Annotated in this window: 18 protein-coding genes; 5 read left to right on the forward strand and 13 right to left on the reverse strand. The window is 48.1% G+C overall.

The genetic code is table 11. The features are described 5' to 3' along the window. Nucleotides 1-36: 36 nt before the first annotated feature. The 11 genes from AAX10_RS08330 to AAX10_RS08380 all read right to left on the reverse strand — a co-directional run bounded on the left by AAX10_RS08330 (nucleotide 37) and on the right by AAX10_RS08380 (nucleotide 16,040). Nucleotides 37-1,542 (reverse strand): anthranilate synthase component I family protein, encoded by a 1,506-nt coding sequence (locus AAX10_RS08330; protein ID WP_046700359.1) that lies wholly within the window; start codon nucleotides 1,540-1,542, stop codon nucleotides 37-39. A 116-nt stretch (nucleotides 1,543-1,658) separates the two neighbouring features. After that, the gene (locus tag AAX10_RS08335; protein ID WP_046700360.1) at nucleotides 1,659-2,072 is read right to left on the reverse strand and encodes an Ohr family peroxiredoxin; all 414 of its coding nucleotides are present in this window, start codon (nucleotides 2,070-2,072) and stop codon (nucleotides 1,659-1,661) included. A 131-nt stretch (nucleotides 2,073-2,203) separates the two neighbouring features. Continuing rightward, nucleotides 2,204-5,098, reverse strand: a complete 2,895-nt coding sequence (gene polA / locus AAX10_RS08340; protein WP_046700361.1) for a DNA polymerase I — start codon at nucleotides 5,096-5,098, stop codon at nucleotides 2,204-2,206. A 112-nt stretch (nucleotides 5,099-5,210) separates the two neighbouring features. Next, nucleotides 5,211-5,510 (reverse strand): hypothetical protein, encoded by a 300-nt coding sequence (locus AAX10_RS08345; protein WP_036365731.1) that lies wholly within the window; start codon nucleotides 5,508-5,510, stop codon nucleotides 5,211-5,213. Nucleotides 5,511-5,616: 106 nt separating this feature from the next. Continuing rightward, nucleotides 5,617-6,432, reverse strand: coding sequence for a methyltransferase domain-containing protein (locus AAX10_RS08350; RefSeq protein ID WP_046700362.1), 816 nt, complete (start codon nucleotides 6,430-6,432; stop codon nucleotides 5,617-5,619). A 12-nt stretch (nucleotides 6,433-6,444) separates the two neighbouring features. Continuing rightward, nucleotides 6,445-7,074 (reverse strand): DedA family protein, encoded by a 630-nt coding sequence (locus tag AAX10_RS08355; RefSeq protein ID WP_046700693.1) that lies wholly within the window; start codon nucleotides 7,072-7,074, stop codon nucleotides 6,445-6,447. A gap of 278 nt (nucleotides 7,075-7,352) precedes the next feature. Continuing rightward, nucleotides 7,353-7,919, reverse strand: coding sequence for a hypothetical protein (locus AAX10_RS08360; protein ID WP_046698636.1), 567 nt, complete (start codon nucleotides 7,917-7,919; stop codon nucleotides 7,353-7,355). 71 nt (nucleotides 7,920-7,990) lie between these two features. Then, nucleotides 7,991-9,574, reverse strand: a complete 1,584-nt coding sequence (locus AAX10_RS08365; protein ID WP_046700363.1) for a peptide chain release factor 3 — start codon at nucleotides 9,572-9,574, stop codon at nucleotides 7,991-7,993. A gap of 190 nt (nucleotides 9,575-9,764) precedes the next feature. Further along, nucleotides 9,765-12,401 carry a type I DNA topoisomerase gene (topA, locus tag AAX10_RS08370; protein WP_046700364.1) on the reverse strand — a complete coding sequence of 879 codons (2,637 nt, stop codon included), beginning with the start codon at nucleotides 12,399-12,401 and terminating at the stop codon, nucleotides 9,765-9,767. 164 nt (nucleotides 12,402-12,565) lie between these two features. Next, entirely contained in the window at nucleotides 12,566-13,138 is a 573-nt protein-coding gene (locus AAX10_RS08375; protein WP_046700365.1) for a hypothetical protein, read from the reverse strand. A 7-nt stretch (nucleotides 13,139-13,145) separates the two neighbouring features. Further along, on the reverse strand, nucleotides 13,146-16,040 hold the full coding sequence (locus tag AAX10_RS08380; RefSeq protein WP_046700366.1) for a DNA translocase FtsK: 2,895 nt from the start codon (nucleotides 16,038-16,040) through the stop codon (nucleotides 13,146-13,148). Nucleotides 16,041-16,256: 216 nt separating this feature from the next. Here AAX10_RS08380 and trxB point away from each other — a divergent pair, with 216 nt between their 5' ends. From trxB to aat, 3 genes are all read left to right on the forward strand, one after another. Further along, the gene (trxB, locus tag AAX10_RS08385) at nucleotides 16,257-17,195 is read left to right on the forward strand and encodes a thioredoxin-disulfide reductase (RefSeq protein WP_046698638.1); all 939 of its coding nucleotides are present in this window, start codon (nucleotides 16,257-16,259) and stop codon (nucleotides 17,193-17,195) included. A gap of 105 nt (nucleotides 17,196-17,300) precedes the next feature. Then, nucleotides 17,301-17,834: a tetratricopeptide repeat protein gene (locus AAX10_RS08390; RefSeq protein WP_080947123.1), complete on the forward strand. Its 534-nt coding sequence runs from the start codon at nucleotides 17,301-17,303 to the stop codon at nucleotides 17,832-17,834. Nucleotides 17,835-17,982: 148 nt separating this feature from the next. Further along, on the forward strand, nucleotides 17,983-18,729 hold the full coding sequence (aat, locus tag AAX10_RS08395; protein WP_036365703.1) for a leucyl/phenylalanyl-tRNA--protein transferase: 747 nt from the start codon (nucleotides 17,983-17,985) through the stop codon (nucleotides 18,727-18,729). 3 nt (nucleotides 18,730-18,732) lie between these two features. Here aat and AAX10_RS08400 read toward each other — a convergent pair whose 3' ends face one another. Then, entirely contained in the window at nucleotides 18,733-19,992 is a 1,260-nt protein-coding gene (locus AAX10_RS08400; protein ID WP_226997764.1) for a BaiN/RdsA family NAD(P)/FAD-dependent oxidoreductase, read from the reverse strand. Beyond that, nucleotides 19,967-20,137 (reverse strand): oxidoreductase-like domain-containing protein, encoded by a 171-nt coding sequence (locus AAX10_RS08405; protein WP_080947124.1) that lies wholly within the window; start codon nucleotides 20,135-20,137, stop codon nucleotides 19,967-19,969. The genes AAX10_RS08400 and AAX10_RS08405 overlap by 26 nt, the downstream gene beginning before the upstream one ends. Before the next feature lie 124 nt (nucleotides 20,138-20,261). On the opposite strand from AAX10_RS08405, the gene AAX10_RS08410 reads away from it, so the two are divergent. Next, nucleotides 20,262-21,083, forward strand: coding sequence for a M48 family metallopeptidase (locus AAX10_RS08410; RefSeq protein WP_046700368.1), 822 nt, complete (start codon nucleotides 20,262-20,264; stop codon nucleotides 21,081-21,083). Between the two features lie 16 nt (nucleotides 21,084-21,099). Further along, nucleotides 21,100-21,420 (forward strand): BolA family protein, encoded by a 321-nt coding sequence (locus AAX10_RS08415; RefSeq protein WP_036365694.1) that lies wholly within the window; start codon nucleotides 21,100-21,102, stop codon nucleotides 21,418-21,420. Nucleotides 21,421-21,429: the final 9 nt, after the last annotated feature.

Here is a 21,429-nt window from a genome sequence, read left to right on the forward strand (position 1 = left end):
CCACCTTGTGTGGGATTTTGTTTACCAAGAATTATGTTATACAGAAAGGCCTTTGCATGCCATTTCCACCGCCTTGACGATTGCCAATGCTTTTTTGTTGGTTTCTTCCCACTCTGCCACAGGGTCGGAGTCTGCCACCACACCCGCCCCTGCTTGGATATGGACTTGTCCGTCTTTTAACACAGCAGTACGAATGGCAATGGCGGTATCCATGTTGCCCGCCCAGCCCAGATAGCCCACCGCTCCACCAAACACGCTACGGCGAACAGGCTCAACCTCATCGATGATTTGCATGGCTCGGATTTTGGGAGCTCCCGACAGCGTACCTGCTGGGAAAGTCGCACAAAACACGTCCAAAGCGTCCTTATCAGCCGATACCGCGCCTTCTACGTTGCTTGCGATGTGCATGACTTGTGAATAGCGTTCAATAAACATTTTATCGGTTACCTTGACCGTGCCGATGTCGCACACCTTGCTAATGTCATTACGCCCTAAGTCGATGAGCATCAGATGTTCAGCGATTTCTTTTTGGTCGGAGAGTAGCTCGGCTTCTAGTGCCAAATCTTCTGCCGCATCCACGCCACGACGGCGAGTCCCTGCCAATGGTCGCACGGTAACTTTACGCTCATCGCCCACCGTCTCAATGCGAGAGAGAATCTCGGGCGATGCCCCCACGATGTGAAACGGCTCGTCATTGGCAAGCTCGCCTTGGATAAGAAACAGATACGGAGACGGATTGAGATAACGCAACGCCCGATACACCGCGAGCGGGTCGCCACTGTACTCACCCGACAGACGTTGGGCAGGGACGACTTGCATTACGTCCCCCGCCTTGATGTATTCCTTAATGCGATTTACGTCCGTGCAGAATTTGTTTTGCCCTGTTTGTGAGACAAAATGTGGTAGGGGCTGTTTTTTGACGGTCAAATCAGGCTTGTGCGACAGCAAATTCTCAATAATATCAAGCTGTTTTACCGCCTTTTTGTAGCCGTCCTTGGCTTGTACGTCCGCATAGACAACGATAGATAGGGTATGTTCTAGGTTGTCAAATACCACGACAGACGATGATAGGGTCAGCCACATATCAGGCAGAGCCAAAGGATTGGGCGAGTTTGACACGCCAACAGTCGGCTCAATCACTCGTATCATGTCATAGCCAAAATAGCCCACGAGTCCACCACTAAATGCAGGCAAATCGGGCATGACATCTTGGCTTGGGGTTTTGTACTCCGCCATAAAGGTGCGGATAAAATCAAAGGGGTCGGTGTTGTGTGTGCTTATCTCGTCCTTGCGAGCATCCTTTACCACCACTTTGTCATCATGATACTGAATAGTAATTTCCGAACCTAGCCCAATCATGGAATATCTTGCCCAGCGTTCGCCCCCCACCACCGACTCAAACAAATAAGCGGACGCAAAAAATTTACGCAAATTGGCAAACACCGACACAGGGGTGGCATCGTCCATTAGGCGTTTTTTGATAAGTGGAATGTGGGTATAGCCTTGCTCAGAAAGGGTGTAAAAATCGGATAAAGATAGCATGTTTTTCCTAATTGTTATGTTAATTTTCTTATTCTACCACAAGTAATATGACATGATAATATCACCATAAAAATAAAAGCCTTGTCAAATGACAAGGCTTAGGATGACGAATAAAACTATTGGATTTCTGATGACAATGTAATATCTACATTGCCTGCCACGGCTTTTGAATATGGGCAGACGTGATGCGTTTTTTCGACAATACGAGTAAGCGTGTCAGCATCGATGTCGGTGTTTTTGGCGATGACATGGATATTGCCCGATAAAAAGAAATTATCATTGCCTTCTTTGCTCAAGTTAATAGTGACTTGTACTTCACTGTCAAAGCTTGCGCCCTCTGCTTTTTTGACCAATCCCAGTGCGCCATCAAAACACGCCCCGTAACCTACGGCAAACAGCTGTTCAGGGTTTACACCATCTTTGCCTGAGCCGGGGCTCACCAGATTAAAAGTAGTCGCGTTATCGCTTAGACTGGCGGTACCGTTTCTGGCGCCAATGGCGGTGGCAGTGGTTGAGTAGATTTGAGCCATGTCATTCTCCTTTTTGGGTGTTTTTAGGTGCTTGTTATTGATTCCATTGTAAAGATAAAATATGACAATTTCAAGAAAAACACCCGCACCTTTACACGACTACCACAAAACAGACAGCCGCCATTGATCTATCAATGAGCTTTCTCCCAATTCTCCCCCACGCCAATCTCCACAACAAGTGGCACGGCAAAATCGACGTCCCAGCCTAAGCTTTTGGCGGTATCGGTCAACACGTTTTGCATGGCGGTTTTGATAAGCTTGCCTATCTCGTCCGCCTTATCGCTATCGACTTCAAATACCAATTCATCATGCACTTGTAGCAAAAGTTTGGCATGGTCTTTGGGCAGGATTTTATCCACGGCTATCATGGCAAGTTTGATGATTTCGGCGGCAGAGCCTTGTAGTGGGGCGTTAATGCTTGCCCGCTCCGCCCCTTGTCTTATCATGGCGTTTGATGAGTTGATGTCGGGAGCGTAGAGCTTACGTCCTAAAATGGTAGTAACATAACCTGTTGATTTGGCGTAACTTTTGGTATTTTCCATGTAGTCATGTATGGCAGGATAACGGGCAAAATATCGCTTGATATAGTCCTTTGCCACGCCATTTTCTACGCCAAGCTGTTTGGCAAGCCCAAACACGCCCATGCCGTATAGTAGCCCAAAATTCACCGCCTTTGCTGAACGTCTCTCGTTTGGCGTTACGTCTGATAGCTCCTTACCCATAATCTCGGCAGCGGTGGCGGTGTGAATGTCTAGGTTGTTTTTAAAGGCATTAATTAAACTCTCATCGCCACTAAAATGAGCCATGAGCCGCAGCTCAATCTGCGAATAATCCGCCGCCATAATCACACGTCCTGTCGGTGCGATAAAGGCTTCACGAATGAGTCGCCCTGTGTCGGTGCGAATGGGGATATTTTGTAGGTTGGGGTCTGATGACGACAGTCGCCCTGTACTCGTCAAGGCTTGGTGGTAGCTGGTATGCACTCGCCCCTGTTTGTCAGCGACTTTGGCAAGAGCGTCCGTATAGGTGCTTTTGAGCTTGGATAGACTTCTGTGTTCTAGCACCACGTCCACAAGCGGGTGGTCAATCTTGGCAAGGGTCGCCTCAGACGTGGAATATTGCCCTGTTTTGGTTTTTTTACCGCCTGATATGCCTAATTTGTCAAACAAGATCTCGCCAAGCTGTTTGGGGCTTGCCACGTTAAAGCTCTCGCCCGCCAACTCAAACGCCTTTTGCTCTAATTGACTGATTTGATTGTCAAAAGCAAGCGATAATTTACCCAAAAATTCGGTCTTTATCAAAATGCCGTCATGCTCCATTTGGGCTAAGATTTGGGCAGTGGGGATTTCTAATTTGTGCAAAAGGCTATTGGCATTAGTATCTTTTTGTAAATACTCGTCAAACACACTAAACAAGCGATACGTAATGTCCGCATCTTCGCACGCATAATCGCTTGCCCTATCCATGTCCACTTTATCAAAGCTAAGCTGTTTTGCCCCTTTACCTGCCACGTCTTCAAAGGTGGTGGTATTTATGCCCAGATAGTGTCGTGCCAAATCGTCCATGTTATGCCGTGTCGCCACGCCATTGATGACATAACTGGCTAACATGGTATCCATATGCCAATTATTTAGCTCAATGCCATATTTTTTAAAAACATGACTGTCGTATTTAATGTGCTGTCCGATTTTGCCGATACTCTGATTTTCTAAAATGGGTTTTAACTCATTTAAAACAAAGTCCCTATCTAATTGATTATCAAGCAAAATATCAAAATCGCCCGTATGCCCCACAGGGATATAATAGCCTTCATAATTGGTTGTAGCGACAGATACCCCAACCAACTCTGCCTTTTGCCAATCAATACTGGTGGTCTCGGTATCAATGGCAAAATAAGGCACACTCTTTAATTTATCAATAAGCTTATAAAATTCATCAAGGCTATTTATGGTTTTATAAGTACCTTGTTTAATGGGTAAGGGTTTAACGGTTAATTCATCGCTGTTATCAGCCAAATTATCATCAAAAGGATTGTTTAATTCATTATCGGCATTGTCATTATTAAATAAATCATCAGTAACAGGCAACTCCGCCATTTTTAATAATGCTAACTGCTCTGCCATTTCTTTTTTAAATTCTAATGTCTTAAATAACTCATATAACGCTTTGGCACGTTTTATTTGTGTCTGTTTATTATTGTCTAATCTTAATTCGTCAAATGAAATGGGCAGTTCTAGATTGGTAACAATCGTGGCAAGGGTGCGATTTAGGGGGATTTCGCCTTGATGCTCGTATATTTTTTGCCCAACCATGCCTTTGATATTGGCAAGATTTGCCAAAATGCCGTCAATATCGCCATATTCGGTCAATAACTTGCTTGCCGTCTTCGCCCCAACCTTAGGAATGCCTGCAATGCCGTCCGATGAGTCGCCCATGAGCGTGAGATAATCGGCGATTTGGGTGTTGTGTACGCCAAATTTGTCAAATACGCCCTGTACGTCCGTGATTTTGTCCTTAAAACTGTCTTCCAAAATCACACAGTCATTAACCAGCTGTGCCATGTCCTTGTCGCCTGTGGAGATGACGACAGGATAGCCGTTTTGGCAAGCGGTGCGAGCAAGCGTGCCGATGATGTCGTCCGCTTCAAAACCGTCAATTTTGATGAGGGGAATGCCCAATTTTTCAATCAAATCATGAATATACGGAATCTGCACTCGCAAATCATCGTCCATCGGCGGACGGTGAGCCTTATAAGCGTCCGATAATTCGTGGCGAAAGGTGGGGGCTTTGGTATCAAAAGCGACCGCCATGTGGGTAGGCTTGTATTTTTTGATGAGCTTGCCCAAGGCATTTAGCACGCCACGAGTGGCATTGGTGGGCAAGCCGTCTTGGTTGGATAAAAGGGGCAAGCCGTGAAAACAGCGAAACAGATAATACGAGCCGTCCACGAGAATGACAGGTGGTTTGGATTTATCAATGGCGGACGTGTCAAAAGTGGCAAGGTTGGGGATGTCGGTGTAGGTCATGATTTTAATAACTTTTTTGATATAAAATTTGAACTATTATACCCAAAAAAGGAAAATTAGGGAAAATTTCCCCATAAAAAAAGCCCTGATGCTCAGGGCTTAGATTTACCGTTTAGTCATATTCGGTGCATTCCACGTCTTCATCACGGCAAAACATCTCATGGTGCTCGGCTCGGCATTGTTTGAGTACATCTAGGCGAGCCTTGCCACGACTGGTGTTTTCGGCGCGGTAAGTTTCGGTAAAGGCTTTGACTTTGCAGACATGAACACTGTCTTTATTTTCTTTGACAAGCACAGGCACGCCCACAGGTACAGGCACGACAACCGCCCCTGTATTTGGTGTGTCAATGGGTGCAACACAAGCAGATAAAAAAGGCATGGCAAGAGCAATCAGCGCAACACAAGTTTTCATAGTACTAACCTACAAATAGAACAAAAAAATAATACCCTAAAAATTGTAAGGTATTATACAAAGACAATATAACGTAAATTTTTGGAATATGTAACAAATTGTAAAATTAATCAGCCTTCAAAAGATACAAACAAAAAGACGCCACCGCCTCAAAACTTGTCTCACGCTTTAATGCTGTCTTCTTATCAAGCTTGGTTTTATAAGTGTAAGGGGTCATGTCAATCAGATCAATCAGACTTTGATTATCCAGAGCCATCGGATTGTCGATTTGCCATTCATCCACCAGTTTGAATTCTGGCGCAAGCTCATCGATGAACTTGGTCGGCTGGTGCGGATTTACCGTATCGAACAGCCTTTCGCGCATGGCATATAGGTGCTGTGGCGCAGGTGTCGCCATCAGAAGATGACCGCCAGATTTTAACACTCTTAACAGTTCTTTTTTTGGCAACGGGCTAAAAAAGCTTGTGCACACATCCACACTGTCATCTGCCACAGGCAACACCGAACCTGTACCCACCACCCAAGTGATGGTCTTATTAACATCCTGATTTTTGTAAGTTTTTGATGCAGTAATGATGGCGGTCTTAGCGATGTCTATGCCGATGACTTGTGCGCCCTGCTCTGCTAGAACGCTCGTGTAATAGCCCTCGCCGCAGCCGACATCCAACATGGTTTTTGGGGAGAGCTCGCTGACAACTTGACCGATTTTATCGCGTAATGGCGCATAGAATCCATTGGCCAAGAAACGCTTGCGAGCCTGAACCGAGACAGTCGTATCGCCCGCACTGCGGCTGTTCTTGTGCTGGACGACATGCAGATTGACGTAGCCATCTTTGGCGACATCGTAGCTATGTCGATTCTGACAGCTGTAAGTTCTACCATCTAAGATCAGATCGGTATAGCAAATGGGGCAATTTAGCATAAGTGTTTGATTTTATTTTAGTTTTCGATGGCGAATGATTTCGATGATCATCGGAACCACTGACAGCACAATGATGCCAACCATAAAGGAAGTGAAGTATTTTTTGACAAATGGCAATTGCCCAAAAAAATACCCAAGCATGGTAAACGACACCACCCACAGAATCGCCCCAATCACATTATATCTGGCGAAGTCTTTATAGGGCATACTCCCCATTCCGCCAACGAACGGCGCAAATGTACGCACGATCGGCACAAATCTTGCGATGATGATCGTGCGACCGCCGTATTTGGCGTAGTAGCTTTGGGTCTTGTGTAGGTAGGCTTGTTTGAAGATCTTAGAATCAGGATTTGAGAATAGACGTCTGCCAAAGTGCTTACCAATCTCAAAATTCACAAAATCACCAATAATCGCAGCGATGATCAGTAGCAACATCAACAGCCAAACATTCATCTCACCGACAGCTGCAATCGCCCCTGCCGCAAACAGCATCGAATCACCTGGCAAAAACGGCGTAACCACCAGCCCTGTCTCACAAAAGACAATGACAAATAAAATGGCGTAAATCCACTTTCCGTGATTATCCACCAATTCCTGCAGATGATCGCCAATATGCAAGATAAAATCAACGACGCCTAAAATAAAATCCACGATACGCTCTAGATGATAAAAAATAGTTATTTTATCACGGATTGAATATTTATAAAATAAATAGTTCAATCAAGAACCGCCCACCAAAAACCACCAAAAAAGCCACGTAAAAGGCGGCATCACTTGTGTTGATAACTGACTAAATGGATGAAAACAGGGTCATTTATAAATCTTCGTTGCACCGTAAGAGAGAAATACAAAAAATAATACATGCCAATATTTTGCCAATACTTTTGGGTTTTACTATTTGCTTTGGTGGAATTTTTAGATTAAAGCAAATCCGTCCTTACCTTTTGTGTATCATCTCTGAAGTCTTGAAAGTGGTCTATATTCACATCATAACTTGGCGGATTGATTAACACAATATTTTGACAAATCAAATCATCATAAAGCCAAAGAGACTGCTGGGCAATCTCAGCCAAAGCTTCATCAGAAAACTGAAAGTTTTGATAACTTTCATCATAAAAAGACAAATCGGCAGATAGCCCATAAGTTAATGCCAATTTTCTTAAAAAATAATATCCTTGACAATACCAATCATAAATTTGTGATAATTTATAAAAATCATCAGGATTGTTGATGAGCGATGATAAAGTTTGTTTTAATAGATTTTGATAATATACCAAAAAATCCAAATAGGGACTGATGAGTTTTTCTAATTCAATCACTGTCTTTTTATTATTAAAGTCCAAGCCGATTAGCATCAAATAATCATCAGGCGATAAATATTCCTCCAAACTTGGCTCGTGATATATCCAAGTTTCTAACGCTTTTATATCATCATTTTCTAAAATGACTTTAAAAAATGGACGTTGTAGATGAAAGGGAAGTTTCATTTAATCAAGTTCATTTATTTATCAAGTGTGAAAGAACCGCCCATAAAGCGGTTTTTACTGCCGAAGTTTTATCAATGCTCCCTAGTCGCCCGAAATTCCACTTCTGGATACCGCTCTTGCATAAGCTGTAAGTTGACACGGCTTGGGGCAAGGTAGGTCAGATAGCCACCGCCGTCCACCGAGAGTTGGTCATGGGCTTTTTTCTTAAATTTCTCAAACGCCACTTTATCATCACAATGCACCCAACGCACGGTGGCGATACTAATCGGCTCAAAGGTGCATTGCACTTTATATTCTTCTAGCAAGCGATGTGCCACCACTTCAAATTGTAGCACGCCCACCGCCCCCAAAATCAAGTCGTTATTGATTTGGGGCATAAATACTTGCGTTGCCCCTTCTTCCGATAATTGCTGTAAGCCTTTTTGTAATTGCTTGGATTTCATCGGGTCTTTTAGTACCACACGGCGAAACAGTTCGGGGGCAAAGTGCGGAATGCCTGTAAAGTTTAAGGTCTCGCCACTCGTGAAACTATCGCCAATCTGTATCGTACCGTGATTGTGCAAGCCGATGATGTCGCCAGCGTACGCTTCGTCCAATGCTTCACGGTCGCCCGCTAGGAACATGAGTGCGTCCGACACTCGCACTTCTTTGCCGATACGCACATGGTTCATTTTCATGCCACGCTCGTATTTGCCCGAACACACACGCATAAAAGCGACACGGTCTCGGTGCTTGGGGTCCATATTGGCTTGAATTTTAAAAACAAAGCCCGTAAAGGCAGGCTCGTCCGCTTTGACGGTGCGCTCTACTGCCACATGGTCTTTGGGGGGCGGGGCGTATTGGGTCAATACGTCCAAAATCATATTTACACCAAAGTTACCCAACGCCGTACCGAACAAAACAGGCGTTTGTCGCCCTGCCAAAAATTCATCCACATCCCAGTCTTCATACGCCATTTGGGCAAGTTCGATGTTATCCATAAACTCGTCCCACAAAATCTGCCCAAGTCGCTCCTTGATGTCGGCATGGTCGTAACCGTCTCGGCTCTCGATGTCCGTGATTTGTGAGCCAAAGCCTTTTTTATAAAAGTAAGTCTTGTTGTCCACAAAACTATACACGCCTACAAAATCCTGCCCCATGCCAATGGGATAGGCAAACGGCACGCATTTGATTTTTAGGACGCTTTCAATCTCATCTAAGAGGGCAAGCGGATTTTGGATTTCACGGTCAAGTTTATTAACAAATGAAATAATGGGCGTATCACGCATACGACACACTTCCATAAGCTTAATCGTCCGCTCTTCCACACCTTTGGCTCCGTCAATGACCATTAACGCACTATCAACGGCGGTGAGCGTGCGGTAAGTGTCTTCTGAAAAGTCGGCATGTCCGGGGGTATCTAGTAGATTAACCACATGATTTTTATAGGGAAATTGCATGACCGATGTCGTGATAGAGATACCACGCTCTTGCTCCATGCTCATCCAGTCGGATGTCGCGTGGCGGTCGGCTTTACGTCCACGCACTTCGCCAGCAACTTGGATTGCCTTGCCCCACAGTAGGAGCTTTTCGGTCATGGTGGTTTTACCTGCGTCAGGGTGCGAGATAATAGCAAAAGTTCTGCGTTGGTTGATTTCTTGGGATAATTGGTTCATGATGTCTGTTCGTTAATTAAAAAATAGCCTATTATATCATGTTTTACATTGGCAAATACAGCCTTGACCTCCTCCCCTTGCTAAAGCAAGGGGATTCCCAATATCACGACTGGGTGTTTCCTAATTCAACGAGATTGGCTTATGTAGAATAAATATAGCAAAACCCCAAAGCAACTCTTTGGGGTTTTGATCATTCCTCAATCCATTTACCATCTCGCCACACCAAGGCAAAACGTGTCGCCTTGCCGTCTTTTTCTGAGCCGACATATTGCTCGGCATTCTTGCGAGACCATCTTAAGATGGTAGGATTGCCCTTACCATCGACATCTGGCGCCTCGAACAGATAGGCGAATTTCGGTTCTAGCTGGTCTTTGATGGGGCGCAGCTCAGCAAGCTTAGGCGGGCGCGTTTCGCGCACTTTGGGGAATTTGGACGCTGCTAAGAACAGTCCTGCTGCCCCTTCACGCAGTACATAATGATCATCGAACTTCTGCGAGCGCAGATTTGGCATGCTGATGGGAGTCATGCGTGGCGGTGCTGCTTCACCGTTTTTTAATACCTTACGCGTGTTGTCACAGCTGCCGCAGGCGAAGTACGCACCGAAACGACCGGTTTTTAAGGTCATCTTGCCATCGCATTTATCGCAATCAATGGTGGGTGCATCTTGATTGTCCGCACCTGCTACCTCGAACACACCGCGCTCTAGCTCATGGCCATCACAGTCTGGGTTATTACCACAGATATGCAGCTTTAGACCACCATCGACGATGTAGCTCTCCATAGCTGTGTGGCATTTTAGACAGCGTTTTTTCTCCATGAGTGCATTAACTTCTGCCGAGTCATCGTCCGCATCAAAGACAAAAGCAGATGCCGGCATGAGATTCTTAGTGCCTTTGCAGCGCTCTTTTGGCGGTAGATTATAGCCAGTACAGCCCAAGAATACGCCCGTTGAGCCTGTGCGAATCTGCATCGGACGGCTGCACAGATCACAGTGGATGCCTGGTACATTCGTCGGGTCGTTCGGGCGCATACCGTCTTTGCCTTTGGCGGTTTCTAATTTGCCCTTAAAATCACCGTAGAAATTGTCCAGCACACGCTTCCAATCTTGATGACCCTCTGCCACCTCGTCAAGCTTATCTTCAAGCCCAGCGGTAAACGCATAATCCATCAGATCAGGGAAACTCTCGATCAAGCGCTCCGTCACGATGTCGCCCATCTTCTCAGCGTATAGGCGCTTATTCTCTAGACGAACGTAGCCACGTTCTTGGATGGTGGAGATGATGGATGCATAGGTTGATGGTCGTCCGATGCCACGGCTTTCAAGCTCCTTGACAAGGCTGGCTTCAGAATAGCGCGCAGGCGGCTTGGTAAAATGCTGACTCGGCTCAATGTTAATCAGTGGTAGATGCTCGCCCACTTGTACGTTCGGCAGTAGTACGTCATCGCTCTTGGCAGGTGGCTGAACCTTAGTATAGCCATCAAATACGAGCGTACGCCCTTTCGCCTTAAGTTCAACACCATTAGCATCAACAATCAGGCTCACCGAACGATAGCGCGCAGGCGTCATCTGGCAAGCCACGAACTGACGCCAAATCAGCTCATAAAGGCGCTGAGCATCACGCTCCATCGCTGTCAGCTGGGTTGATTTGATGGCAACATTAGATGGACGAATCGCTTCGTGCGCCTCTTGTGCGTTTTGTTTGTTGCCGTAGAGATTCGGCTTTTGTGGCAGGTATTGATTGCCAAAATTATCCGTAATGTAGCCACGCACCGCACCAAGCGCATCTTGGCTCAAGAAAGTCGAGTCGGTACGCATATAGGTAATGAAGCCCGCTTCATAGAGTCTTTGAGCCAGAATCATGGTTTTTTTGACTGAGAATCCCAAGCGTGTACTTGCTGCCTGTTGCAACGTCGATGTAATAAAAGGTGCAGACGCTCTAGACTGCGTAGGCTTCTCATCGATGCTAGAGACGATGAATTTGGCATCAGACAGGACATTCACGATGGCATCGGCATCGTCTTTATTACCAAGCTTTAAGGTCTTACCTTTATATTTGGTGGCTTCTAGGCGCAGATCCTCGCCAGCGGCTTGGTTGTTGGTGTGAATCTCCCAATATTCCACCGGCACGAAAGCACGAATCTCACGCTCACGCTCCACCACCAGACGCGTGGCGACACTCTGCACACGCCCTGCTGACAGACCACGAGCAACCTTCGCCCACAGTAGCGGCGACACCATAAAGCCCACCACACGATCAAGGAAGCGACGCGCCTGCTGAGCATTGACACGATCGATGTTTAGCTTGTCGGGATGCTCAAATGCTTTTTGGACAGCGGTTTTGGTGATTTCATTGAATACCACACGGCTGTACTTATCATCGCTACCACCGATTACCTCCTTTAGGTGCCAAGCGATCGCCTCCCCCTCTCTGTCCAAATCGGTCGCCAGATAAATGGTGTCAGCGTCTTTGGCTAGGGATTTTAGTTCTTTGATGACCTTGGTTTTATTTGGCAAAATCTCATACACCGCCGCCCAGTCATGCTCAGGATCCACACCCATGCGACGAACCAAGGCACGCTGTGCTTTTTCTTCGCGGGACAATCCCGTCTCATCTGCTTTGGTCTTGGTCTTATCTGTGCCAGATACAGGCAGATCACGCACATGCCCCACGCTAGAACGTACGATATAGTCATTACCCAAGTATTTATTAATCGTCTTGGCTTTGGCAGGTGACTCCACGATAACAAGCGACTTACCCTTGGCGGATGCCTTGGGTGCAGTCGTGGTGGACTTGGTAGTTTTTTTGGTGGATTTGGTCGTCGACATGAAGCTGCCTTAAAAATGATTCAAAACGGTTTAATTTACTTTATTAATTATCCAATTTGTCCAAAACTGGAATCATCCCAAGAGTTACACAAATATTTGTATTTATAAAATATCACACTACCCACACTCTGACAAGTATGTCAATATGCCATTAGGTGAGCGTGTTATATTAATATGGGGTTAATTCTTGGCTGATTTTTGCGATTCATCTCATCGCCCCATGCGGTAAGCTGAGCTTGCAGGGCGGTTAATTCCTGCTCGGCAAGGGGTTTGTCAAGTTTCTTGGTGCCTTGCCAAGATTGATAACGCCCATCATGCCAGTATATGATCACGCTGTTGGCTTTGGCTTGTAGTCCCACGACGTGATCGCTGATGTCCTTAGGTAGGTCGATCAATACGCCATCTAAAGTATGACCACCCTCAATCGTCTGCCATGTAGCATCTGCTGCCGCCAGCCTCACTAAGGGCAGACGCCATTCATCATTAATGACCGCATAGGCCGTTACCATCTGATTCTTAACCGCGTGGTTATTGGCTCGCACGCCTGTCTGAACAACAGCAGGCAGCCAGTCAGGACGGCTCACGAATTTTGGGTTAAATCCCAATTGTCTGGCCAATAATCTAAAATCTGACGTGCGTACCTCGTGCGCCTTTGGCTTGGCAGCGAACATATTACCAAGCAAAAATCCTGCCACGACAAGCACCACGATTAGCGGCAATGAGCCTTGAATATCCATACCGTCCTTACACCAGAATTTGGCGTTTGCCGCTATTATCCGCCGCGCTCACTACGCCGCGCTCTTCCATCATGTCCACGATGCGCGCTGCTCGGTTATAGCCGATGCTAAATTTACGCTGCAATGCTGAGATGGATACTTTACGCGTCTCAAGCGTGTGCGACACCGCCAAATCAAAATACTCATCATCACTGCCCGTACCGCTGTCGCCACTGCCTTCACCCTCGAAAGTAAAGCTGTCTGTCAGGTCGATATAATCAGGCACACCGCGCTCACGCCATGCGTCGGTCACACGGTTCACCTCATCATCCTTAACATAGGCGCCATGCACACGCTGGGTCTCGATCGCACCTGGCGCTAGGAACATCATGTCGCCATGACCCAGCATGTTCTCCGCGCCCGACTCCTCGATGATGATGCGGCTGTCTGTAGCAGAGTTCACGCGCAGTGCCACACGCGATGGGATGTTAGACTTAATCAAGCCTGTCACCACGTTCGCCACAGGGCGCTGGGTGGCTAAGATAAGATGGATACCTGCTGCACGTGATTTTTGGGCAAGTCGGACGATTGGCTCTTCTGCGGTCTTGCCAAGCTGCATGATCATGTCGGCAAATTCATCCGCCACGACAACGATTTTTGAGAGTGGTTTTAGTTTCGGTGCGATGCCACTCACGTGGTCAGACGCACTCCATAGCGGATCAATAATCGGCTCGCCTGATGCTTGGGCTTCTAGCACCTTTTGGTTAAAGGCAGCAAGGTTACGCACACGAAGCTTACTCATCAGTAGATAACGACGCTCCATCTCAGTCACACACCAGTTAAGCGCGGCGGTCGCCTCGGTCATGTCAGTGATGACAGGCGTTAGCAGATGCGGGATGTCAGCGTAGTTCGCCAGCTCAAGCTGTTTTGGGTCAATTAGAACCAGCTTTAATTCATCGGGTGTATATTTTAATAGCATTGACATCAAGAATGAGTTTACCAGCACCGATTTACCCGAGCCTGTTGTACCTGCCACCAGCATGTGCGGCGCCTTGGCAAGGTCAGCAATGACAGGCTTGCCACTGATGTTCGTACCGATGGCAATGCTGACGCCTGCATTCGGATCCTTATAATCAGGGGTGTCGAGCAGTTCAATTAGGCTGACAATCTGACGCTTACGATTAGGCACCTCAATACCAATATAAGGCTTACCTGCGATCACAGGAATCACGCGCAAAGACGCCATCGACATAGAGCGCGCAAGGTCTTGGGCAATCTTACTAACGCGGCTTGCCTTGATGCCTGCTGCCAGATCCACCTCGAAGCGCGTCACCACAGGGCCTACCATCGCTGAGACGACTTCTGCCTTGACGTTGAATTCTTGGAGTTTAATCTCAAGCAGTGCCGACAGCTGGTCTAGCTCTTCTTGGGTGTAGGTGATGGTCTTGGCAGGCTTAGGATCTAGGATGTCAAGCTCTGGCACCACGCTTAGACTCATGCGATATTCTAGCGTGCTCATCGCGTGCGACTTTGGTCGCTCGGTGCCTGATGACATAGATTTTGGCAGATGATCAACAGGCAGAATCTGCGCTTCATCAATCTCTTCCACCTTGGCATAGACAGCTTCATCTTGATGAGTGGCATGAGATGTATGATTGTTATCGCTTAGCACCTCTGATTGACTCTGCGTCTGCCAATCTTGGGTAGCTTGTTCGTCAGCTTGCTCTATCAGAGCATCATTTGACAATCCTGCGAAGTCCACGCCACCAAAGGCAGTATTCTCATCAGATACACGCTCGGCGCTGATGACTGGAGCGACCTGACGGGCATCAGTAGTCTTTTGACGACTGTCAAAATAATCATCCTCGTGGCGAATCTGCTCATCTATCACATACTCATCAGACTGCTGGATGGTCTCATATACAGGCTCATCGTACGCATTGACATCATAAGTCGTATTAATCTGCACGCTATCATCTTGATAAGCCTGCTCATATGCATACACAGTGCTATCATGATTGCCATCATCCGTGGCGCTACCCATGATATCATGAGGTGCATCCACCTCTTCATAGTCAGGCTGAGTATGCTCCTCATGTAGCGGCACTGCCTGCGCCTGCTGCTGAGCCAATTTCTCCGCTTCGGCATCGGCTTGTTTTTTGGCGATGAGCTCTTCACGAAGCCCAGAATTCACCAAGAAGCTCTCCAGCGTCCCTTGATGGTTATGCGCCTGATAGACGGGTGTTTTTGGGGTGGTTTGGCTGATAATCAGTTCATCATCTTCAGATGCATCCGCACCGCTCACCTCGACTTCGTCTGATGCATCTGTATAGATGTCATCTTCGGTGGTGGTTTTGCGCTTGGCGAATTTTGCCCATAGTAGCGACCAGCGCACCTCAAAGGTCAATGTCGCCACCAATAACGTCATCAATACCAAGAACACCATTGCGACAGGCACACCCAGCACGCTATTCAGACTACCTAGCAGCTCATAACCCAACATCCCACCAAAGGTCGCTGCACTGTCCGCCTGCCACCACGCGCCCAGCTGAGCGAACATCGCACTGATGCACGCCAACAAGAACGCATATGCAATCAGACGCAGCACCCACATTACAGAGCCGCGCGTCCACCACAGATGCACCAACTCATAGGCGAGTACCGCCACAAAGAACCACGCGCCCAACCCAAAAAACGCACGCAGAACGTCCGCGACCCACGCGCCCAGACGACCACCGACATTACTAATGTCGGTGCTGCTACCGACATGGGACCACGCAGGGTCCGCAGGGTTATAGGACAGCAACGAGATGAATAAAAATGCCAAAAGCCCCACACCAACCATACTAAAAAACAGACGCTTGATGATGGGTAATTTACCTAAGAATTGATTGACGGATTCGTGTTGGAGCAGTTGATTCATGGTGGATGCTTAGAGAGTGGTGCATTAACAAACCCTACATTATATAGGATAACCGCTTGACATATCAAAATTTTTATTGCAGAAAGAAAAAATTTTATGATTTTTTGATGTTTGGTTTTATTGATGGTGGTGTTTTGGTGGATTTGGCTTGCAATTTTGGCAAAATTTCCCATATACTAATCAACTTCTTATCATATTCACCCATTGGACACACTCATGAATCACCATCGCTTAATCATCCTAGGCTCAGGCCCTGCTGGCTACTCTGCCGCCGTCTATGCCGCGCGCGCCAACCTAAACCCTGTCATCATTACCGGTCTACAGGTGGGCGGACAGCTGACCACCACCACCGAGATCGACAACTGGCCAGGCGGTCGCCACGGTCTGACTGGCACCGCACTGGTCGAAGGGATGAAAGAGCATGCAGAACGCTTCGGCACTCAGCTGATCTATGACCACATTCATAGTGTGGATTTTGAGCAGCGCCCATTTACCCTAACTGGCGACAGCACCACCTACACCTGCGACGCGCTCATCATCGCCACTGGCGCCACTGCCCAATACCTAGGCCTAGAATCCGAGAGTAAATTCATGGGTCAAGGCGTATCTGCCTGCGCCACCTGCGATGGATTCTTCTATAAGAATCGCAATGTCGCCGTCATCGGTGGGGGCAACACCGCGGTCGAAGAAGCCCTATACCTATCGAACATCGCAAGCCACGTCACACTAGTGCACCGCCGCGACAGCCTACGCGCTGAGAAGATCATGCAAGATCAGTTGTTCGATAAAGTCAAAAACGGCAACATCAGCATCGAATGGAACTCAAGCGTCCAAGAAGTCGTGGGCGATGAGATGGGTGTTACTGGCGTGGTCATAAAGAACACCGACGGCGAAACCAAAACCCTAGACGTGATGGGCATGTTCGTCGCCATCGGACATAAGCCAAATACCGCCATGTTCGATGGTAAGCTTACCATGACAGACGGCTACATCGTGGTGAATAGCGGCCTTAATGGCAATGCCACCGCCACCAGCGTGCCAGGCGTATTCGCGGCAGGCGACGTCGCTGACCATATCTACCGCCAAGCCATTACCTCGGCAGGCACCGGCTGCATGGCCGCCCTAGACGCTGAAAAATACCTAGACAGCTTATAATCTGCACAAAGGGACGATCATCGTCCCTTTATTATTATCAGTCATCTTGCAAAAAAAAAGTTACGGGCATCCTACAATAGGGCAAATCCTACCCCAGGAAGACCCATGATCCTCGAACACTCTCTCATCGCCCCAAGCCCAAGCCTAAGCCTGACCAGTTCCGCCATGGCAAGCGAAGCTGAATTTGCACAAGCCTTATCATACGCCAACAATCAAAACCATGGCCAAGCTTTTGAATTGTTTAATAAATTAGCCGAGCAAGGCGATGCCGCTGCTCAGAATGAGCTGGGCTATATGTATGTCAATGGCCAAGGCGTGCGTCAAGATTATGGGCAGGCAGTATCTTGGTATCGTAAGGCGGCTGAGCAAGGGCTTGCAGATGCTCAAATAAATTTAGGCTATATGTATGACAATGGACAAGGCGTGCGCCAAGATTATAGGCAGGCGATGGCTTGGTATCAAAAAGCCCATGCCCAAGGCAATGCAAAAGCCGCCCATAATATCGGGGTACACTATGGTAATGGCTGGGGCGTACGCCAAAACAAAAGCACCGCCAAAGAATGGTATGGCAGAGCCTGTGATTTGGGCGATCAAAAAGGCTGTGATAAATATCGTGAACTTAACCAACAGGGCTATTAATCTATACTGCATCAAGCTCAAAAAGGATGTTATCCCGTCCTTTTTATGGGCTGATGGTGTTATGGCTTGGTATTTTTTGGCCGTTGTGCTAGAATTGAGACTATCAAGAATCATTCTTGATTTCTAAGTTTATCATCTTATTCATCTCATGCCATCTTTAGACCTTGCCGACTTGCATACCATCGCCGACCGTGCCGCCTTTGATTTTGGGCGGATTATCAATCTTGCTGATGATGATGGTTTTATCGGTGCGGGGGCGGACTTATCCACCGCCACGCTGCTAAATGCCTATCGCAGCGGTGTATTTCCTTGGTTCGGGGCGGATGATCCCATCTGCTGGTGGTGCCCACCTGTGCGCTGCGTGGTTCATCCTGATGACTTTCGTCCTGCCAAATCCCTCATCCGCATCGCCAAGAAGATGCCGTGGCACATCACCACGAATCGCGCCTTTGGGTCTGTCATGACAGCCTGCGCCGCCCCACGCGCCTACAGCGATGATACTTGGATTAACGATGAGATGATAGACGCCTACACTAAGCTGCACGACATGGGCGCAGCCATGAGCGTGGAAGTATGGGACAGCACAGCAGATGACGCTAGGCTCATCGGTGGACTGTATGGCGTGCAGTATGGGGCGGCATTCTCTGGCGAGAGCATGTTCCATACCCAAAAAGACGCCTCAAAGATCGCCTTCTGGGCGCTCATGCACCTCGCCACATCCGCCGGCATTCGTCTGATTGATTGCCAATTAGAAAATCCACATCTGATGAGCCTGGGTGCGACCTTAATGCCACGCGATGAGTTCCTGACCGCCCTAGCAACCCTCAACCGCGCACCGACACCGCCTTTATCTGGCAGTATGAGCACGCACGAGCTTGCGCTCATTGATGGCTGATATTTACCAATCCATGCCGATGTCTTGGGCGGCAGCATAGCCACTTGCCCACGCCCATGCAAAGTTATACCCACCCAGATGACCCGTCACGTCCAGCACTTCGCCAATAAAATACAACCGCTCGCACAGTCTGCTCTGCATGGTCTTGCCATAGATCTCATCGCACGCCACACCACCACGGGTAACTTCTGCCACGCGGTAGCCTTCGGTGCCTGATGGCTTGATTTGCCATGCGTTTAAGGTTCTGCCCAAATCGGATAACTCTTTGTCCTTGATATTGGCAAGCTCAACATCCTGATACCGAACCCAAAAATGCGCCTGCAATGCCAAGAGCAGCTTCTTGGGGAAATATGGAGTTAGCACGGTACGGATGAGCTGTTTTGGGTGGGATTTTTTAGCGGTGATTAATAGCTCTGCAGCATCTAGCTTGGGTAGTAGATTGATATTGATGCACTCGCCAAGCCGCCAATAATTTGACAGCTGTAGCATGGCAGGGCCAGACAGCCCACGATGAGTGAACAACATGGGCAGCTCAAAGCTTGCCTTCTCATTAGAGGCGATGACGTCAAGGCTCACGCCTGCCAACGACTTAGCCATCTCACCCACGTGATCGGTGAAAGTGAACGGTACAAGAGATGCCTCGGTTGGCACGATACGATGCCCAAACTGAGTCGCCACCTGATACCCAAACCCACTCGCCCCAAGCGTAGGAATAGACAGCCCACCGGTAGCGATGACCAGATGACGGCATGACAGCTCATAAGGCTTGGCGTTCTTTGGGCTGACATGAATAACAAAGCCATTCTGCTTATCGTCTTTGGTGATGCTGTCGATGGTGGTATTAAGTCGTATGGTCACGCCTGCCTGCTCACACTCGGTCAGTAGCATGTTTAGGATGTCTTTGGATGAGTCGTCACAGAACAGCTCGCCGTGTGATTTCTCGTGATAGGCGACGCCGTGTTTTTGCACCAATTTAATAAAATCATCACTGCTATAGCGACTAAGGGCCGATTTGACAAAATGCTCATTTTGTCCGATGAACTCATTGGCAGTGACGTTTAGATTGATGAAGTTACACCGCCCACCGCCAGACATGAGGATTTTTTTGCCAGCTTTGTTGGCGTGGTCGAGCACCAGCACGCGCTTGCCGTATAGCGCAGCATTGAAAGCACAGAACAACCCCGACGCCCCTGCCCCGATAATGATGACATCAACGCATTCGCGATCAGCACAAGCCTCACTCATCAGAGGCACTCGGGTCATTGATCAGGTGAGCGTACTTGGCGTCATAGTCGGCTTTTTGCATTTTATAGATTTCAAAGACGCACAAATCATCGCAGCCATTATCACAGCATTCATAATCTTCGGGCGGCTCTGGTGGGGACGGGATGTCATTGGGATGGTTCATATTGGCACACTTGTTAAAAATTTTGTGGCTTTTTGTAGCCGTCGCTTGTATTTATTGTGGCATTTATTATAATTGAAAGCATGAGAAAATACACGCATTGTGTGCATTGTTACAGGATAACATTATGAAATTACTCAAAAAATCCCTACTCGCCGCAACATTGACCGCCACCGTCGCTCTGCCGATCGCAGGCTGCTCTAGCACCACCGATGGCGGTGCCGTGGGCGCTGATCGCAGACAGCTGTTATTGGTATCTAGTAGCGAAATCATGCAGCTATCGAACCAAGCCTACCAGCAAACCATCGCACAGGCACGCGCCAAAGGCAAGCTTGACACCAATGCCGCACAGGTCGCACGCCTACGCCGCATCGCTAACGACCTGATTCCTCAGACCACCGTATATCGTCCTGACGCGACACGTTGGCAATGGCAAGTACACGCCATCAGCTCAAATGACATCAACGCTTATGTCATGCCAGGTGGCAAGATTGTGTTCTATAGCGGTATCATCGACCGCCTAAGCCTAACCGATGCCGAGATCGCCGCCATCATGGGGCATGAGATGGCGCACGCTCTGCGCGAGCACAGCCGTGAGAAGGTGAGCCGCAGCGTCGCCACATCTGGCGTTCTGTCCATCGCAACTGCTGCGCTGGGTCTGTCATCAGGTCAGCAAGAGCTAGCAGGTCTGGCCAGTCAGCTGGGTCTAAACCTACCACACTCGCGCACCCAAGAAGCCGAGGCGGATAAAATCGGTCTAGAACTGATGGCACGCGCAGGCTACAACCCAAATGCCGCCATCACCCTATGGCAAAAAATGCAGCGCGCAGGCGGCGGCTCAACCCCACAATTCCTAAGCACCCACCCAAGCAGCGCAAGCCGCATCCAAGCCATGCAGGCGCTCATGCCGACGGTGACACCGCTGTATAATTCATCGAATAAGCGTTAAGAGTTAAGGTCATCTTATGAACACTCCAACCGCTGACGCGATTATTAGTAACTTACAAAGCCTGAGCCATACACACATCACGCTTGATAACGAAAGCCACATGCATGCAGGTTATTATGAAGGCAAAGAGAGCCACTTTAAGCTTGTCATCGTCAGCGATGCCTTTGATGGCAAGCGCTTGGTGGCTCGTCATCAGCTCGTTTATGCACTGACGAATCCCTTAATGATGGCGAATGGTGGCACGATTCATGCCCTCGCCATTCATGCCTACACCCCTGACGAATGGTCAGGGCAAGCGCCTGACAGCCCCAACTGCGCAGGTCAAAATCGCGGGTAAACTCCACTC

The sequence above is a fragment of the Moraxella bovoculi genome, from assembly GCF_000988745.2.
GTDB classification, from domain to species: Bacteria; Pseudomonadota; Gammaproteobacteria; order Pseudomonadales; family Moraxellaceae; genus Moraxella; species Moraxella bovoculi.

Excerpts from the sequence above, each read along its gene's own strand:
- AAX10_RS08345 (WP_036365731.1), bottom strand. The coding sequence starts at position 5,510 with ATGAAAACTTGTGTTGCGCTGATTGCTCTTGCCATGCCTTTTTTATCT.
- aat (WP_036365703.1), top strand. The coding sequence starts at position 17,983 with ATGCCATCTTTAGACCTTGCCGACTTGCATACCATCGCCGACCGTGCC.
- AAX10_RS08390 (WP_080947123.1), top strand. The coding sequence starts at position 17,301 with ATGATCCTCGAACACTCTCTCATCGCCCCAAGCCCAAGCCTAAGCCTG.
- AAX10_RS08380 (WP_046700366.1), bottom strand. The coding sequence starts at position 16,040 with ATGAATCAACTGCTCCAACACGAATCCGTCAATCAATTCTTAGGTAAA.
- polA (WP_046700361.1), bottom strand. The coding sequence starts at position 5,098 with ATGACCTACACCGACATCCCCAACCTTGCCACTTTTGACACGTCCGCC.
- AAX10_RS08375 (WP_046700365.1), bottom strand. The coding sequence starts at position 13,138 with ATGGATATTCAAGGCTCATTGCCGCTAATCGTGGTGCTTGTCGTGGCA.
- AAX10_RS08365 (WP_046700363.1), bottom strand. The coding sequence starts at position 9,574 with ATGAACCAATTATCCCAAGAAATCAACCAACGCAGAACTTTTGCTATT.
- AAX10_RS08410 (WP_046700368.1), top strand. The coding sequence starts at position 20,262 with ATGAAATTACTCAAAAAATCCCTACTCGCCGCAACATTGACCGCCACC.
- AAX10_RS08330 (WP_046700359.1), bottom strand. The coding sequence starts at position 1,542 with ATGCTATCTTTATCCGATTTTTACACCCTTTCTGAGCAAGGCTATACC.
- topA (WP_046700364.1), bottom strand. The coding sequence starts at position 12,401 with ATGTCGACGACCAAATCCACCAAAAAAACTACCAAGTCCACCACGACT.
- AAX10_RS08335 (WP_046700360.1), bottom strand. The coding sequence starts at position 2,072 with ATGGCTCAAATCTACTCAACCACTGCCACCGCCATTGGCGCCAGAAAC.
- AAX10_RS08405 (WP_080947124.1), bottom strand. The coding sequence starts at position 20,137 with ATGAACCATCCCAATGACATCCCGTCCCCACCAGAGCCGCCCGAAGAT.
- trxB (WP_046698638.1), top strand. The coding sequence starts at position 16,257 with ATGAATCACCATCGCTTAATCATCCTAGGCTCAGGCCCTGCTGGCTAC.
- AAX10_RS08415 (WP_036365694.1), top strand. The coding sequence starts at position 21,100 with ATGAACACTCCAACCGCTGACGCGATTATTAGTAACTTACAAAGCCTG.
- AAX10_RS08400 (WP_226997764.1), bottom strand. The coding sequence starts at position 19,992 with ATGACCCGAGTGCCTCTGATGAGTGAGGCTTGTGCTGATCGCGAATGC.
- AAX10_RS08360 (WP_046698636.1), bottom strand. The coding sequence starts at position 7,919 with ATGAAACTTCCCTTTCATCTACAACGTCCATTTTTTAAAGTCATTTTA.
- AAX10_RS08350 (WP_046700362.1), bottom strand. The coding sequence starts at position 6,432 with ATGCTAAATTGCCCCATTTGCTATACCGATCTGATCTTAGATGGTAGA.